At 65.6% G+C, this 15,499-nt stretch carries 15 protein-coding genes; 13 read left to right on the top strand and 2 right to left on the bottom strand.

Annotated elements, in window-relative coordinates; translation table 11 throughout:
* The first annotated feature begins 11 nt into the window (after positions 1 to 11).
* Positions 12 to 1,637: an ATP-dependent acyl-CoA ligase gene (locus N2602_RS09215; protein ID WP_260382448.1), complete on the top strand. Its 1,626-nt coding sequence runs from the start codon at positions 12 to 14 to the stop codon at positions 1,635 to 1,637.
* Positions 1,638 to 1,640: 3 nt separating this feature from the next.
* Here N2602_RS09215 and N2602_RS09220 read toward each other — a convergent pair whose 3' ends face one another.
* Complete coding sequence (locus N2602_RS09220) at positions 1,641 to 2,156, bottom strand: MarR family winged helix-turn-helix transcriptional regulator (RefSeq protein ID WP_212254401.1); 516 nt, start codon at positions 2,154 to 2,156, stop codon at positions 1,641 to 1,643.
* A 320-nt stretch (positions 2,157 to 2,476) separates the two neighbouring features.
* Here N2602_RS09220 and N2602_RS09225 point away from each other — a divergent pair, with 320 nt between their 5' ends.
* From N2602_RS09225 to N2602_RS09240, 4 genes are all read left to right on the top strand, one after another.
* Positions 2,477 to 3,655 (top strand): acyl-CoA dehydrogenase family protein, encoded by a 1,179-nt coding sequence (locus N2602_RS09225; RefSeq protein ID WP_260382449.1) that lies wholly within the window; start codon positions 2,477 to 2,479, stop codon positions 3,653 to 3,655.
* 311 nt (positions 3,656 to 3,966) lie between these two features.
* Complete coding sequence (locus tag N2602_RS09230) at positions 3,967 to 4,128, top strand: DUF2934 domain-containing protein (protein WP_081493716.1); 162 nt, start codon at positions 3,967 to 3,969, stop codon at positions 4,126 to 4,128.
* Positions 4,125 to 4,310, top strand: coding sequence for a hypothetical protein (locus tag N2602_RS09235; protein ID WP_172789536.1), 186 nt, complete (start codon positions 4,125 to 4,127; stop codon positions 4,308 to 4,310). The genes N2602_RS09230 and N2602_RS09235 overlap by 4 nt, the downstream gene beginning before the upstream one ends.
* Complete coding sequence (locus N2602_RS09240) at positions 4,301 to 4,732, top strand: DUF2934 domain-containing protein (RefSeq protein ID WP_257187575.1); 432 nt, start codon at positions 4,301 to 4,303, stop codon at positions 4,730 to 4,732. The genes N2602_RS09235 and N2602_RS09240 overlap by 10 nt, the downstream gene beginning before the upstream one ends.
* Before the next feature lie 589 nt (positions 4,733 to 5,321).
* Here the strand turns inward: N2602_RS09240 and N2602_RS09245 are convergent.
* Positions 5,322 to 7,109: a peptide ABC transporter substrate-binding protein gene (locus tag N2602_RS09245; RefSeq protein WP_172786984.1), complete on the bottom strand. Its 1,788-nt coding sequence runs from the start codon at positions 7,107 to 7,109 to the stop codon at positions 5,322 to 5,324.
* A gap of 308 nt (positions 7,110 to 7,417) precedes the next feature.
* On the opposite strand from N2602_RS09245, the gene N2602_RS09250 reads away from it, so the two are divergent.
* The 8 genes from N2602_RS09250 to N2602_RS09285 all read left to right on the top strand — a co-directional run bounded on the left by N2602_RS09250 (position 7,418) and on the right by N2602_RS09285 (position 15,341).
* The gene (locus tag N2602_RS09250; RefSeq protein WP_260382450.1) at positions 7,418 to 8,212 is read left to right on the top strand and encodes a MetQ/NlpA family ABC transporter substrate-binding protein; all 795 of its coding nucleotides are present in this window, start codon (positions 7,418 to 7,420) and stop codon (positions 8,210 to 8,212) included.
* A gap of 174 nt (positions 8,213 to 8,386) precedes the next feature.
* A complete protein-coding gene (locus N2602_RS09255; protein WP_260382451.1) occupies positions 8,387 to 9,424 on the top strand; it encodes a putative FMN-dependent luciferase-like monooxygenase in 1,038 nt (345 codons plus the stop codon).
* 37 nt (positions 9,425 to 9,461) lie between these two features.
* On the top strand, positions 9,462 to 10,061 hold the full coding sequence (locus N2602_RS09260; protein ID WP_172786998.1) for a CMD domain protein: 600 nt from the start codon (positions 9,462 to 9,464) through the stop codon (positions 10,059 to 10,061).
* An 11-nt stretch (positions 10,062 to 10,072) separates the two neighbouring features.
* Positions 10,073 to 10,648 (top strand): alkylhydroperoxidase domain protein, encoded by a 576-nt coding sequence (locus N2602_RS09265; protein WP_260382452.1) that lies wholly within the window; start codon positions 10,073 to 10,075, stop codon positions 10,646 to 10,648.
* Between the two features lie 71 nt (positions 10,649 to 10,719).
* Positions 10,720 to 11,877 (top strand): ABC transporter substrate-binding protein, encoded by a 1,158-nt coding sequence (locus N2602_RS09270; protein WP_212254419.1) that lies wholly within the window; start codon positions 10,720 to 10,722, stop codon positions 11,875 to 11,877.
* Between the two features lie 55 nt (positions 11,878 to 11,932).
* Entirely contained in the window at positions 11,933 to 13,756 is a 1,824-nt protein-coding gene (locus N2602_RS09275) for an ABC transporter permease (protein WP_172786979.1), read from the top strand.
* Positions 13,756 to 14,604: an ABC transporter ATP-binding protein gene (locus N2602_RS09280; RefSeq protein ID WP_260382453.1), complete on the top strand. Its 849-nt coding sequence runs from the start codon at positions 13,756 to 13,758 to the stop codon at positions 14,602 to 14,604. Before N2602_RS09275 ends, N2602_RS09280 begins: the two co-directional genes overlap by 1 nt.
* Complete coding sequence (locus N2602_RS09285) at positions 14,601 to 15,341, top strand: ABC transporter ATP-binding protein (RefSeq protein WP_260382454.1); 741 nt, start codon at positions 14,601 to 14,603, stop codon at positions 15,339 to 15,341. Before N2602_RS09280 ends, N2602_RS09285 begins: the two co-directional genes overlap by 4 nt.
* The last annotated feature ends 158 nt before the right edge of the window (positions 15,342 to 15,499 follow it).

Here is a 15,499-nt window from a genome sequence, read left to right on the forward strand (position 1 = left end):
CGGAGCATTGCATGCGGGATGACGCCGGGCAGGAGCAGGATACGCCGGCCTGGGCACGTGCGGTCGAGTTGTTTCCCCCGTCCGACCGCGTGCTTTCGACCATCCTCGCCAGGCAGGCGCGCCGCTACGGCGATCGTATCCTGCTGGTTGCGGGACAGGCGCGCTGGACCTACGCGCAGACTGCGGAGATTGCGGCTGCATCGGCGCAGACGCTGATCGAGGCCGGCATCAAGCCGGGAGACCGGGTCGCCTTGATGTGCTCGAACCGGCCCGAGTTTCTTCAAGTCTATCTCGGCTGCGCCTGGCTCGGCGCCATCACGGTGCCGATCAACACGGCGCTGCGCGGCCGCCAGCTCGCACACATCTTCCGCAACTCGCGCCCTGCGCTCCTCGTCGTCGAGGCCGGATTTCTGGACGCAATCGAGACGATCGGCATCGAGGCCGGCCTGCCGCCGCTGGTGTGGACCATCGATCAGGTCGCGGAGGGGACGGCGAAGGGATCCATGCCGCTGCCCGCGCTCGCATCCATGGCGCCGCCCGGTGCCGTGCGGCCGGGAGATATTGTTGCCATCCTCTACACATCCGGCACCACGGGGCCGGCCAAGGGCGTGTGCTGTCCGCAAGCGCAGCTGTTCTGGTGGGGCATCTGCTCGGCGCGGGCGCTCGGCATCCGCGAGGGCGACGTGCTGTTCACGACCTTGCCGCTGTTCCACACCAACGCGCTCAATGCATTCTATCAAGCGGTGCTGAACGGTTGCACTTACGTGCTCGAGCAAAAATTCTCCGCGTCGGGCTTCTGGGCCGCCGCGCGCCTCCACAATGCAAGCGTAGGTTACCTGCTCGGCGCCATGGCATCCATGCTCATGGCTCAGCCTCGCAAGGAGGAGGATCATGCTCACGGCCTTCGCGTCGCCTTGGGTGGAGGCGTGCCACCGCAGATCCATCGGCCGTTCCTCGAGCGGTTCGGCGTGACGCTGGTCGACGGCTATGGATCGACCGAGACCAATTTCGTGTTTGCCGGCGCAATCCCCTCCGACCGTCCGGGAACGATGGGCTATCTGGCCGATGGCTTCGAGGCGCGGATCGTCGACGACAACGATTCGGAGCTGCCCGACGGCCAGGCGGGCGAACTCGTCCTGCGCGCCAGGGAGCCGTTCGCCTTCGCCACCGGATATTTTGGCATGGCGGAGAAGACGGTCGAAGCCTGGCGGAATCTCTGGTTTCATTCCGGAGATCGCGTCGTCAGGGATGCCGACGGACATTACCGCTTCATCGATCGCATGAAGGACTCGATCCGCCGGCGCGGCGAGAACGTGTCATCCTGGGAGGTCGAGCAGATCATCCTTTCCCATCCGGCGGTTGCGGCGTGCGCGGTCTATCCGCTGCCCTCCGAACTGGGCGAAGACGAGGTTGCGGCGGCGATCTTGCTGGAGCCGGGGCAGTCGCTGGAGCCTGTGGATATCATCAGGCATTGCGAAGGGCAGATCGCCTATTTCGCAGTACCGCGCTATGTGCGCATCGTGAACGAGCTGCCGCTGACGGAGAACGGCAAGATCAAGAAGGGCGCGCTGCAACAGGCCGGCATAACGACGGAGACCTGGGATCGCGAAGCTGCCGGGATTCGAATTCGGCGTTGAGGCTCATGACCGCTCGCGCCGTTGCAGGGCGTCCCTCACGGCACTCTTCACGTCGTCGAGTTCGCCGACGAGGCCGTCGAGACGGTCGATTGGAAGATCGGCGAGCAATTCGGCGAGCCAGGCGCCGTGACTCTTCGCCATCCGCCTGAAGGTCTTTCGGCCCTCGACCGTCATGCAGACGATCTGGACGCGCCGGTCCAGATGCGAGGGCGTGCGGGTGATGTATCCATCCTCGACGAGGCGGTCGACGATCGGTGTCAGGTTGCCGGCCGACACCATCAGGCGCTTGGGCAGTTCCCCCAGGACCAATCCACTCGGCTCACGGTCGAGCTGGGCGAGGACGTCGAAGCGGGGCATCGTGAAGTCGTATTCCTCGCGAAACCGGCGCCGCAACTCTCCCTCGATCATGGACGTGCAGGCCAGCAGCCGAAGCCAGAGCCTTGTCTGAGCCCTGTACTCGGCCTCCGCGTCGGTCGCCTTCCTGCTGGAGGCCGGAGAGGACTCCTTTGCGAGTGCCAAATCGATCTCCTAAGCCTCGTTCGGGCTGCAAGCGAGTGGAATTCCGTTCAGCTCATAGAATAGTTCGTGCCAAAACTAAATTCAAGGCGTGACAGGATCAGGACTGGTCCTGATGTGGCGGAACCGTCAGCTTTTCTTCGCTAGTCCTGCCGCAACGAAGAGGTGTTCGAATATGGTCCGCGCCTGACGACTTGACAACGGCCCCGGCCGGGGAAATAGTTTATACTTGAAATAATTGATGGTGCTGACGGCTTGGGCGGTCGCTGGTGCGGCAGAGAGCATGCCGGGTCCGGCGGGCCCCCGACCTTGCGGAGCGACCGATGAACTCACCGGCACAGACAATCTCCCGCGACTGGCTGGACTGGCCGTTCTTCGAGCCGCGTCATCGTGTGACCTGCGACGCGCTCGATCGTTTCGTCGCACAGGGTGGTGTTCAGGCCGTCGATCACCGCGACATCGACGGCGCCTGCCGCAAGCTCGTGCGGGCGCTCGGTGCCGCGGGGCTGCTCGATTGCGCGGTCGCGGCGCCGGGCGGCGACGTGACCAGCATCGATTCCCGCTCGATCTGCCTGTCGCGTGAGACGCTGGCCTATGCCGATGGCCTTGCCGACTTCGCCTTTGCGATGCAGGGCCTGGGATCCGGCGCCATTGCGCTTGCGGGCTCGTCGGAGCTGCGACACGCCGTGCTGCCGAAAGTCCGTTCGGGCGAGTGGCTGGCCGCGTTCGCGCTTTCGGAGCAGGGGGCCGGCTCCGACGTGGCGGCCATGACCTGCGCGGCGCGCGAAGACGGCGACAGCTATGTTCTGAACGGCGAGAAGACCTGGATCTCCAACGGCGGCATCGCCGACGTCTACACGCTGTTTGCCCGAACCGGCGAGGCGCCCGGTGCGCGCGGCATCTCGGCGTTCGTCGTGTTTCCGGACGACCCCGGCTTCAGCGTGGCCGAGCGCATCGACATCGTCGCGCCGCATCCGCTCGCGACGCTGCGCCTGGACAATTGCCGCATTCCGAACAGCCGGCTACTCGGAGCGCCCGGTGGCGGCTTCAAGATCGCGATGCAGACCCTCGACATCTTCCGGGCTTCGGTTGCTGCAGCCGCCTTGGGCTTTGCCCGACGTGCGCTGGAGGAGGCGCGACTGCACGCACAAACGCGCCGCATGTTCGGGGCGACGCTGGCGGATCTGCAGCTCACCCAGGCCGCGCTCGGAGACATGGCGACCGAAACCGACGCCGCTTCGCTGCTGACCTACCGCGCCGCCTGGCGTCGCGACGTCCAGAAGCTTCCCACCACGCGTGAAGCTGCGATGGCAAAGCTGGCCGCCACCGAGACCGCCCAGCAGGTTGTCGATCGCGCCGTGCAGATGTTCGGCGGTCGCGGCGTGCGCAAGGGCGAAATCGTGGAGAGCCTGTATCGCGAGGTCCGCGCCCTTCGAATCTATGAAGGTGCGACCGAGGTGCAGAAGCTGATCGTCGCGCGCGAACTGCTCAAGCCGCGCTAAGCCGGCCCCGGGTATCTGTCACTCGCTCCGCCGGCGGAGCTAGCCTGGCCTGATCTCAGATCAGGCGCCTGCTCGACCTCCTGCGGCAGCACGGCGAGGAGGAGCGGCCGCGCTGATCGTCGGCCCCATGCCCATCCGGCGGAGGCGGAGCGGGTTCCGTCCGGCGCGATCAGACGCGGAGGAACCCTTGCACATGGTCGAAGCTTGACTCCGCGGGCCAGCCTCGCCGCCGATCGCTGGCCTGCACGGCCCCGCCTCCAAGCCCCCCATACCCCCCAGGGTGGGGCCGTGCTTCCAAGCAGGAGGTGCAATTGTCCGAGCCGACCGAGCAAGAGATCAGAGAACGCGCGCACCAATTGTGGGAGCAGGCGGGCAAGCCCGAAGGGCGCGAGGAGGAATTTTGGCACGCGGCGGAGCAGGAGCTGCGCAACGAGGACAAGTCGAACACGCTGCGGACGCCGGATACGCTGTGACCAACAAGACCTGCCCATTCTGCCAGGGTCTCGGATGGGTCTGCGAAAACCACCCGCTCCGGGTCTGGAGCGAGAAGCTCGGCGGCTGCCGCTGCGGCGAGGGCATGCCGTGCACCTGCAATACGGCCGAAGACCCCGAAATCAGAGTGGTGATCGTCGAAGCCGATACGACGTGGCATTAGCGGCGCCGGCTGCGCCGGTTCAAGCGATGCTGCGCAGCTGGTCATTTCCGAAAGCGCAACACCTGAAGGAACGGACCATCCGGGAAGCGAATTTAGTGTCTGCACGGCTCCGACAACGTTCCTTACCCACGGCAGTTTCGGCGGTGGACGAGCAGAAGAAGCTAGAGCACCAGATCGAACTCGCAACGCGAGCGGCCTCGCTCGTCAAGGACGAAACCACCGGACAACGCTTCAGGAGCTTCGCCGAGGAATTGAAACGAAAGCTGCTTCGCATGATGCGCCGTGGCAAGGTGCGCACACGCGCATATGAGCTCTGGGAGCAGGCCGGCCGTCCCAGCAATCGGGAGTTGGACTTCTGGCTCGAAGCCGAACGTCAGATCGAAGATGAACGCGAGGAGAAGAAGGGCGGGGGCGCTTCATAGCCAGTGCGTAGGATGAGTGGAGGCCTCGCGAAGCCCATCATGCACCCGCGTTCGGAAACATATTATTGATGGGTTTCGCTTCGCTCTACCCATCCTACCGAACCAGCAAAACGAAAAAGCCGCCAGGCTCTTCACCCTGACGGCTTTGCAAAGTCCGCAGCTGTTGATCGTCTTCCCAGCCTCGTGCGTACCGCCGTTACCTTGTTTGCGGCCATGCCCGATCCTTGTAGGCGATGGCGCGCGATTCCGCTGTGATCTGGAGCACACAGTGGAAGGGATTCGGTGTCACGTTCTAAAAGCCCGCGCTGCGCTGCAACCACAATTGCGCTCGCGAGCCCCCTCGGATCTCGTAGGGTGGGCAAAGCGCAGCGTGCCCACGCTCCTGTGGCTGTTTCGGACAGGTGGTGGGCACGGCGCAAGTGCGCCTTTGCCCACCCTACGGCACCGCTGCTCGGATGTGTACGGTGCGCTGTGGAGCCGAGGCCATGTCGTAGCGGGCCACGTCGCTCCTGGGTCCCGGCTCTGCGCTGCAACGCTGGCGCGTTGCAGCTTGTCCGGGACAAAAGAGCCTTAAATGCGTGGTGCCCCGTCAGGTCCGATACCACGCCGCCAGGTTCCACGTAATGGTGTCCCAGCCGGAGATATCGATCATCAAATTGTTGGCGCCGGCGTTGACGACGTGGCGCGAGAGCAGGGGCAGGAACACGTGGGCCTCGCAGAAGATCTCGTCGACCTTCATCAGCAGCGCGGCGCGCTTGACCGGATCGAGCTCGTTCTGCGCGGCCTTGTAGGCCTTGTCGGCTTCGGGATCGGAATAGCGCGAATTGTTGCGGCCGAGCCATTTGTTGTCCTTGGTGGCGATCTCCCAGGACACGCACTGGTTCAGCAAGCGCTCCGGATCGGGCTGCGGCTGCGTCGTGTTGTACATCTCCATGTCGGCATAGAATTTCGAGTACGTGTCGGGATTGCCGACATCGGAGGAGAAGAACACGGAGGCGGTGACCGCCTTGATCTCGATGTCGATGCCGGCCTTCTGGCACGCCTGCTTGATGATGGCCTGCGTCTTCTGGCGCGGGGCATTGGTCGAGGTCTGGAACACGTATTTGAGCTTCTTGCCCTCCTTCTCGCGGATGCCGTCCGCGCCCCTGGTCCAGCCGGCCTCGTCGAGGATCTTGTTGGCCTTGTCGATGTCGAACTCATATTTCAGCTTCGCCGACTTGAACTGCTTGGGCGCGTTGACGAAGCTCGCGGTCGCGATCGCGGCGCGTCCATAGATGAACTTCTGGATCGAATCGCGGTCGATCAGAAGATTGATCGCGCGGCGAACGGCGGGATCGGACAGCGTCGGGTGCTTGGTCTTGACGTTCGAACGCTCGCCGTCGAGCTCGGTCCAGGGGTCCGTCGTGTTGAGGATGATGAACTCGACATTGCCGGACGGCACGATGTCGAGCTTGCCCTTGCCGCCCGCCTCCATGCGCTTGAGGACCTCCTCCTCCACCTGCATGTTCCAGGCAAAGTCGTATTCGCCGGTCTGCAGCACGGCGCGCGCCGCAGACACCGCGTCGCCGCCGCCCTTGATCTCGACCGTGTCGAAATGCGGCTGGTTCTTGATGTGGTAGTCGGGATTGCGTTCGGCGCGGATCATGTCGCCCGGCTTGAACTCGACGAATTTGTACGGGCCGGTGCCGACCGGCTTCAGATTGCCCGGCGCTTCGCGCGACTTGGCGCCGACATAGTCGCCGAAATGATGCTTTGGCAGGATCATCCCGACCGAGCCGACGAACGGATCGGCCCAGAACGGCGTCGGCGCCCGGAAGATCACCTTGACGGAGTGGTCGTCGATCTTCTCGACCTTGATGTCCTTGTAGGAGCCCGTGGTGTAGGCCGCGGTGGCGAGATCCGCGGCGTATTGCCAGGTGAAGACGACGTCGTCGGCGGTGAAGGGCTTGCCGTCATGCCAGGTCACGCCCCGCTTCAGCTTCCAGATCACGCTCATGCCGTCGGCTGCAAGGCCGCCGTTCGCCTTGGTCGGAGCCTCGGCGGCGAGGCAGGGGATGAGGTTGCCCTCCTTGTCCCAGCCGGCGAGCGGCTCGAAGAAGATGCGCGAGGCGATCTGGTCCTTGGTGCCGAGCGCGAAATGCGGATTGAGCAAAGTGGGCGCCTGCCACAGCAGCATCTTGAGCGTGCCGCCGCCGCCGGCCTTGGCTGGCTTGTACGGCAGCGTGGCGTCGGCCATCGCCACGTCGTGCCAGACCAGGATCTGGCTCGCGATTGGCGCTGCCATTCCGACCGCGGCCATTGTCCTGATGAACGAGCGCCGCGACAGCGTGCCTTGTTTCACCTCCGCGACCAGATTGCGAATTTCGTTCTCGTTCATCGGGATCCCCACCTCGTCGCCACCGGCTCAGTGCGCGCTAACTCAGCACGTCGGGCGTGGTGGAGTCAAAGAGAAGGGCGCAGGCCCAGGTGCGCATGGAACGAAAGTGTAATCCGGGAATCTGCCACAAGCGGCAGTGGCCCCGGATCGCGCTGGACGACGTGCGCGCACTTTGTCGCACTCTGCATTCGTTTCCCGTTTGCGGCCGAATGGAGAAAGGCTGGCCTCGACCCGCGGCCAATTTGGATTTCCATTTCATTGATTTCGCACCGCAGAAAAGGGAATACGGTTCCGTTGCCGCAAGACCCATGGAGACCACGATGTCGTTTCGCCTTCCCCTGATTCTCTCCGCCGTGCTGGCCGCATGGTCCGCCGCAGCTGCGGCCGAGACCATCAAGATCGGCGTGACGCCGGGGCCGCATGCGCAGATCCTCGAAGCCGTGAAGCCGATCGCCGCCAAGCAGGGCCTCGACATCCAGCTGCTAGAATTCTCCGATTACGTGGTGCCGAACGCCGCGCTCGATGCCGGCGAGATCCAGGCCAACTCGTTTCAGAACCAGCCTTACCTGGACAACCAGAAGGCCGATCGCGGCTACAAGATCGAAGCCGTCGGCCTCACCGTGAACTTCCCGATCGGCGTCTATTCGAAGAAGCACAAGGCTTTCGCCGATATCCCCGAGGGCGGCAAGGTCTCGATCCCGAACGATCCGACCAATGGAGGCCGCGTGCTGCTGTTGCTGCGCGACAAGGGCGTGATCAAGCTGAAGGACGGCACGGGCTTCAAGCCGACGGTGCTCGACATCACCGAGAACCCCAAGAAGCTGAAGTTCATCGAGGTCGATGCGGCGCAGGCCCCGCGCGCGCTCGACGACGTCGACGCCGCCGCGATCAACACCAATTATGCAACCCAGGCGGGCCTCGATCCGGTCAAGGATCCGATCCTGCGCGAGGACCCGAAAGGCCCCTATGTCAACCTGATCGCGGTGCGCAGCGCCGACAAGGACAAGCCCTGGGTCAAGATCCTCGTGGACAGCTACCACACGCCTGAGGTCAAGGAGTTCGTCCTGACCAAGTTCAAGGGCGCGGTGCTGCCGAGCTGGTAGGCAGACTGCCCGCCCAGAGTCCAGGCAAGGGCGATCCGGCGGGCAGCCTTGCGCAGGAGCCTTGCGTATGAGCCTTGCGCAGAAATCTTGCGTACGTGCCCTGCGCAATGCCCGCTTGTCTGGAGCTGCGGCAACCGACATCATCGGGGCCCATCCTCGCCCGACAGGGATCGTATGAAACGCTTTGCCAACCTGAAACGCCTGGGCTTCTTCACGCGGCTGCTCGACGAGGCGCCGCCGGCGGACCGCTATCGCTTCGCCGCCGAGCAGATCGTCCGCGCCGAGCAGGCCGGGCTCGATTCCGCATGGATCGCGCAGCATCATTTTCATGAGCGCGAAGGCGGCCTGCCGTCGCCCTTCACCTTCCTGGGTTACGTCGCCGCCCAGACCTCGCGCATCCGCCTCGGCACCGGCATCGTCACCCTGCCGCTGGAGAACGCGGTGCGGGTGGCGGAGGATGCCGCGGTGCTCGATCTCCTCTGCAACGGCCGCTTCGAGCTCGGCGTCGGCACCGGCGGCAACCCGTCCGCCTTCGCCGCCTTCGGCCTCGACAGCGCCCAGCGCAACGAGATCTTTGCCCGCAATCTGGAGATCGTCCGCAAGGCCCTGACCGGCAAGCCGCTCGACGGCGGCGACACGCTCTATCCGCAGCGGCCGCAACTGGACAAGCGCATCTGGCAGGCGACGTTCTCCGTCGCCGGCGGCGCCCGGGCCGGCAAGGCGGGCGACGGCCTCCTGCTGTCGCGCACCCAGCCACGCGCCAAGGACGCTCCGAACGCGACCCTCGCCGAGATCCAGAACCCGATCATCGACGCCTATCTCGCCGCGCTGCCGCCGGGCTGCGAGCCGCGCATCATGGCCTCGCGCAGCGTCTTCGTCGCCGACGACCATCGCGAGGCGCTGCGCCTCGCCGACATCGGGCTGCGCCGCGCACTGCCGCAATTCATGAAAGGCGGACACCTTCCCCCGGGCGAGACGCTGGAGGAGATGATCACCGCGTTCGACACCCATGTCGGAGACGCCGATCACGTCATCGCCTCGCTCCGTACCGACGCCACGCTGGAGCGGGTGACCGATCTCGTCTTCCAGGTGCATTCGGTCGATGCGCCGCATCCTTACGTCCTGCGCTCGATCGAGCTCGTCGCCGACAAGGTCGCGCCGGCGCTGGGCTGGACCCGGACGGCCGCCAAGGACGTTGCCCTCGCAGGCTAGCCGGAATGAATGGAATCGCGTTGCACGAGGCTGAATGATGGCACCGAAGGATATCATCGACACGCTCGCCGGGATCGAGCCCGGCTCCACCCTGGATGCCATCCGCGCGCGCCGCCTGCAGGCGCGCGAGAATGCGCAGAAGAGCTATCTCTCGCTGTTCGAGCCGATCGACGCCGGCGATTTCTCGCTGGCCGAACGCGCCGCGGTCGCAGCCTTCGTGACCGGGCTGCATGGCGAATCCCCCGTCGCCGCCTTCTATCGCGACAAGCTTGCCGCGACTGCGGATGGCGCGCCGCTGTCTGATGCGATCAAGGCCGAGATCGAGCGCGGCAAGACCTCGGGCCCATACGGCGCCTATCCGGCCGGCCCGCTGTCGATCGAGAACAAGGCCGGCTTGGTCTATCGCGTCGGCGCGGAGCGCAAGCCTGTTCTCGGCGCCCGGCTGATCGCGGCGCTTGAGCACGCGCATCTCCTGGTGTTCCACCCGCGCGATTCCGCATCCGCCGACATGAAGGCGCTGCTGGCCGCCGGCTGGTCGAACACCGGCATCGTCACGTTCTCGCAGCTCGTTGCGTTCCTGTCGTTCCAGGTGCGCGTCGTCAGCGGCTTGCGCACGCTCGCCGCGGCAAGCGCCTAGGAGGCCCAATCATGAGCACAGTCAATCCGCCCGTCGTCTTCACCCAGGACGAGCTCGGCTGGGTCTCGTGGATCGACCCGCTGCCCGAGGCCGAGCTGACCGAGCGGCACTATGCCGGCCTCGTCGACCGCGCCCGCGCCAAGTCGGAATACTTTCGTCTCTTGGTGCGCGATCCCGAAGTGCTGGAGGCCCGCACCAAGACCGACAAGGACATCTTCTACAACGTCGCCGACGGCCTGCCGCGCGCCGAGCGCGAGCTCGCGGCGGCCGCCACCTCGCGCTACAACGGCTGCATCTATTGCGCCTCGGTGCATGCGCGCTTCGCCAGCACCTATTCCAAGCGCCGCGACGACGTGCAGCGCCTGCTCGACGAAGGCGTCAACGCCGATCTCGGCGAGCGCTGGAATGCGGTGGTCAAGGCGTCGGTGGCGCTGGCGGCCACGCCGATCGCATTCGGGCCCGATAATATCGCGGAGCTGCGCCGCGCCGGTCTCGACGACGCCGAGATCGTCGATGTCATCAACGGCGCCTCGTTCTTCAACTGGGCAAACCGGCTGATGCTGTCGCTCGGCGAGCCCTCGAAATAGGCAATCTCACCGGCACGAGAATTGCTGCCGTATCAACTAAAAACTATCAACTGAAATGGATGGAGCCGTGCATGAGCAACATCGATCGTCGTACCCTGGTCAAAGGCTCGCTCGCCGCCATGATGGCGGGCGCGGCCTTCTCGCGCAGCGCCTTTGCGCAATCCGCCGAGCCGATCCTGCTCGGCGTCAGCGGCCCCCTCACGGGACCGAACGCGCAATATGGCGCGCAGTGGAAGCAGGGCTTTGATCTCGCGCTCGACGAGATTCACGCCGCCGGCGGTATCAACGGCCGCAAGCTCGCCTACCAGTTCGAGGACAGCCAGAGCGATCCGCGCCAGTCGGTGGCGATCGCCCAGAAGTTCGTCTCCGATCCCCGCATCGTCATGGAGCTCGGCGATTTCTCCAGCCCCGCGTCGATGGCGGCCTCGCCGATCTATCAGCGCGGCGGCCTCGTGCAGTTCGGCTTCACCAATTCGCACCCCGACTTCACCAAGGGCGGCGACTTCATGTGGAGCACGTCGGTGAGCCAGGCCGACGAGCAGCCGCTGCTGGCGTCCTACGCCGTCAGGCGGCTCGGCCTGAAGAAGCTTGCGGTGCTGCACCTCAACACCGATTGGGGCCGTACCAGCCGCGACCATTTCGTCAAGGCGGCCAAGGAATACGGCGCCGAGATCGCGGTCACCGAGGGCTACATCGCCGAGGAGCGCGACTTCCGCTCCACCCTGGTGCGCGTGCGCGACGCCAGCCCGGACGGGCTGATCCTGATCTCCTATTATTCCGACGGTGCGCTGATCGCGCGCCAGGCCCGCCAGGTCGGCCTGAAGCAGACGATCTGCGCCGCAAGCTCGGTGTACTCGCCGAAATTCCTGGAGCTCGGCGGCGAGGCCGTCGAGGACGTCCATCTCGGCACGCGCTATTTCCCGCAAGATCCGCGGCCCGAGGTGAGGAAGTTCATCGACGGCTTCAAGGCCAAGTACAACGGGCAGGAGCCCGACGCCTTCAACGCCTATTCCTACGACGCGATGAACATGGCCGCTGCCGTGGTGAAGATCGGCGGCACCGACCGCCGCGCCATCCGCGATGCCTTCGCCAAGGTGAAGGACGTCTCCAGCGTCATCTTCGGAAAGGCGACGTTCGACGTCGAGAGCCGCCGCGTCAAAGGCGCCATGAACGCCGAGCTCGTCGTGCGCAAGGGCCAGTTCTTGCTGTGGGACGGCAAGCCGACCTGACCTGATGGCCGGAGCGCACCGCTCCGGCCGCTTCATCCCTCATTAGGAACGCTGCGTGTCCTCCTGGTTTGACTACACGATCAACGGGCTGATCATCGGCAATGTCTACGCCCTGGTCGCGGTCGGGCTGGCGCTGATCTTCGGCGTCAGCCGTCTCATCAACTTCGCGCAAGGCTCGATCTATCTGGTCGGCGCCTATATCGGCTGGGTCGCGGTGGTGCAGCTGCATACGCCGCTGCCGCTCACCATCATCGTGGTGGCGGCGGCCGCCGCGCTGGTCGGGCTGATCATCGAGCGGTTCGGCCTGCGGCCGCTGCAGAACTCGGTGCGCATCGCGCCGCTGCTCGCGACCATCGGCATCAGCTTCGTGCTCGATCAATTGGTGATGCTGACCTTCTCGCCCAATCCGCGCGCGCTGCCGAGCCAGCTGCCCGACGTGCGCTTCCAGCTCGGCGGCGGCACGATCGGGCCGCTCGATCTGCTCATCGCCGGCGTCGGCATCACCAGCGCGCTCTTGCTGTTCGTGTTCCTGCGCTACAGCAAGCTCGGCTGGGCCGTGCGCGCGGCGTCGCAGGACCGCGACGCCGCGATGCAGATGGGCGTCGACGTCAACCGCGTCAATCAGGCGGTGTTCGGCATCGCGGCGGCGCTCGGCGGCGTCTCCGGCATGCTGGTCGGAATGTACTACAACCAGATCGACACTGCGATGAGCCTGCAGGCGACGCTGAAGGGCGTCGTTGCCGAAGTGGTCGGCGGCGCCGGTAACGTGCCCGGCGCGGTGATCGGCAGCTTGCTGCTGGGCCTCGTCGAGAGCTACGGCGTTGCCGTGTTCGGCACCAGCTACCGCAACCTGTTCGCCTTCCTGCTGCTGGTCGTCGTCCTGGTGCTGCGGCCGAACGGCCTGTTCGTCAGCCCCCGGCAGGCGCCGCCCGAGCCGCTCACCGGCACCTTCATCGCGCCGAGCCGCCCGTTGCGCATTCCGCGCTGGGCGTTGGCCGTTGCAGCGGCGATCTTCGCGGTGCTGCCGCTGTTCCCGGTGTCCTTCTACGTGCTCCAGACCCTGATCAATGCCTGGCTGCTCGGCATGCTCGCGCTCAGCCTCACGCTGGTTGCGGGCACCATGGGCCAGGTCTCGCTCGGGCATGCCGCGCTGCTCGCGATCGGCGCCTACACGTCGGCGTTGCTGTCGCTGACCCTCAACGTCCCGGCCGGCCTCGCCATCATCGGTGGCGGCCTGATGAGCGCTGCGCTCGGCACGCTCTTGATCTCGCCGTCCTTTCGCCTGCGCGGGCACTATGTGTCGATCGCGACGCTCGCGATCGGCGAGATCGTGTCGCTGGTGATCCTGAACTGGGAGAGCGTCACGCGCGGCCCGATCGGCATCTCCGGCATCCCGCCGCTGACGCTGTTCGGCTATGACCTGATCAGCCCATCGTCCATCTACTGGTTCAGTTTTGCCGTGATGGTCGTGCTGGCGCTGCTGCAAGGACGCCTGCTCACCTCGCATCTCGGCCGCAGCTTTCGCGCCATCCGCGACGACGATATCGCCGCGCGCGCCTACGGCCTCAGCCTGAACCGCTACAAGTCGCTCGCCTTCATCTTCGGCGGCTTCGCCGCCGGCGTCAGCGGCGGCATCGCCGCGCATCTTTATTCCTACATCAACCACGAGACCTTCAACACGCAGCAATCGATCCTGGCGCTGACGGTCGTCATCCTCGGCGGCCTCGGCAACGTCGTCGGCGCCATCGTCGGGTCGGTCGCGCTGGTCGGCTTGCCCGAGGTGTTCCGGATCGCGGCGGAGTATCGCATCCTGATCTACGGCATCGTGCTGCTGCTGCTCGTGCGGTTCAGGCCGCAGGGCCTGCTGGGGACGATCTGATGGCGCAGCAGCTTCACCCCTTGCTGTCCCTGCGCGGACTGACGCGCCGTTTCGGCGGCCTCACAGCGGTCGACGCCATCGACCTCGATCTCGCCAAGGGCGAGCTGATCAGCATCATCGGCCCGAACGGCGCCGGGAAGACGACGCTGTTCAATCTCGTGACCGGGCTGGACCGGCCCGACGACGGCACCGTGAGCTTCGAAGGCCAGGACATCACCGGCCTGTCGCCGGAGCGGCTCGCGGCCGAGGGCATCGCGCGCACCTTCCAGCTCGGCCGCGTGTTCGGCAATCTCAGCGTCATGGACAACGTCCTGATCGGCGCACACACGCGGCTGCGCGCGGTCAAGCCTGCCGTGCCGGTGATCGGTCCGCTGCTAGAGTTGGGTCTGGCCTTGCTGCGTCCTTCCAGCGTCAAGGCGGAGGAAGAGCGGCTGCGCGAAGAGGTGAAAGCCATTCTCGCCCGTTTCGGCGAGCGGCTGCTGCCGCGCATCGACCAGCCCGCCTATAGCCTCTCCTACGCCAACCGCCGCCGGATCGAGATCGCCCGCGCACTCGCGCTGAAGCCGCGGCTCCTTCTGCTCGACGAGCCCACTGCCGGCATGAACCCGACCGAGACCGCGGAGATGCAGTCGCTCGTCGCCGAATTGAAAGCCGAAGGGCTGACCATCCTCCTGATCGAGCACAAGCTGGAGATGGTGATGCGCCTGTCCGACCGCGTCATCGTCATGGACGAGGGCAAGAAGATCGCGGAAGGACCGGGCGAACAGGTGCGAACCGATCCCAAGGTGATCGAGGCCTATCTCGGCCACGGGCTATCTGGGACGACCGAGCAGGAGAGCGCGGCATGACGAACTCTGCTCCCGAAGCACTGCTGGCTTTGTCGAACGTCAACACCTTCTACGGCCAGGCCCAGGTGCATTTCGACCTGTCGATCACGGTCGCGCGCGGCCACATCGTCTGCCTGCTCGGCGGCAACGCGAGCGGCAAGTCGACCACGATGAAGATCATCCTGGGCCTGGTAAAGCCGCGCTCGGGCGAGGTGACGTTCGATGGCGCCTCGCTGATCGGGCTTTCCACGCCGCAGATCGTCCGCCGCGGCATCGCCTCGGTGCCGGAGGCGCGGCGGCTGTTCGCCGACATGAGCGTGCGCGAGAACATCCTGATGGGCGCCTTCGTGCGCAACGACCGGGAGACGATCGCGCAGGATCTCGACAGGATGCTGACGCTGTTCCCGAAGCTCGGCCAGCGGCTGTCGCAACGCGCAGGCTCGCTCTCCGGCGGCGAGCAGCAGATGGTGGCGATGGCGCGCGCGCTGATGAGCCGTCCCCGCATGATCGTGATGGACGAGCCGACCATGGGCCTGTCGCCGCTCTACGTCGACCGTGTGCTGGAGCTGATCCGCACCATCAACCAGGAGGGCGTCTCTGTCTTCATGGTCGAGCAGAACGCCAGCCTCGCGCTCGAGATCGCGCACGAGGCCTATGTGCTGCAGACCGGCAAGATCGTGCTGTCAGGCCCCGCGCGCGCGCTGAAGGACGATCCCCGCATCCGCGACGCCTATCTCGGCGGCTCCGAGGCGGCGTAGGCGTCTCAACCTCTCCCCTACGCAGGCACGGCCATCGCATATGACGCAGCGGCCCGCGCGCACGCCTCGTCCTTCGAGACGGCGCTTACGCGCCTCCTCAGGATGAGGCTCATCAGCATCAGTGCGTGTGTTGCCGCGCACTCCGCCCTCATCCTGAG

Origin of the sequence: Bradyrhizobium sp. NC92 (genome assembly GCF_025200865.1) — a bacterium.
In the GTDB taxonomy this organism is placed as follows: Bacteria; Pseudomonadota; Alphaproteobacteria; order Rhizobiales; family Xanthobacteraceae; genus Bradyrhizobium.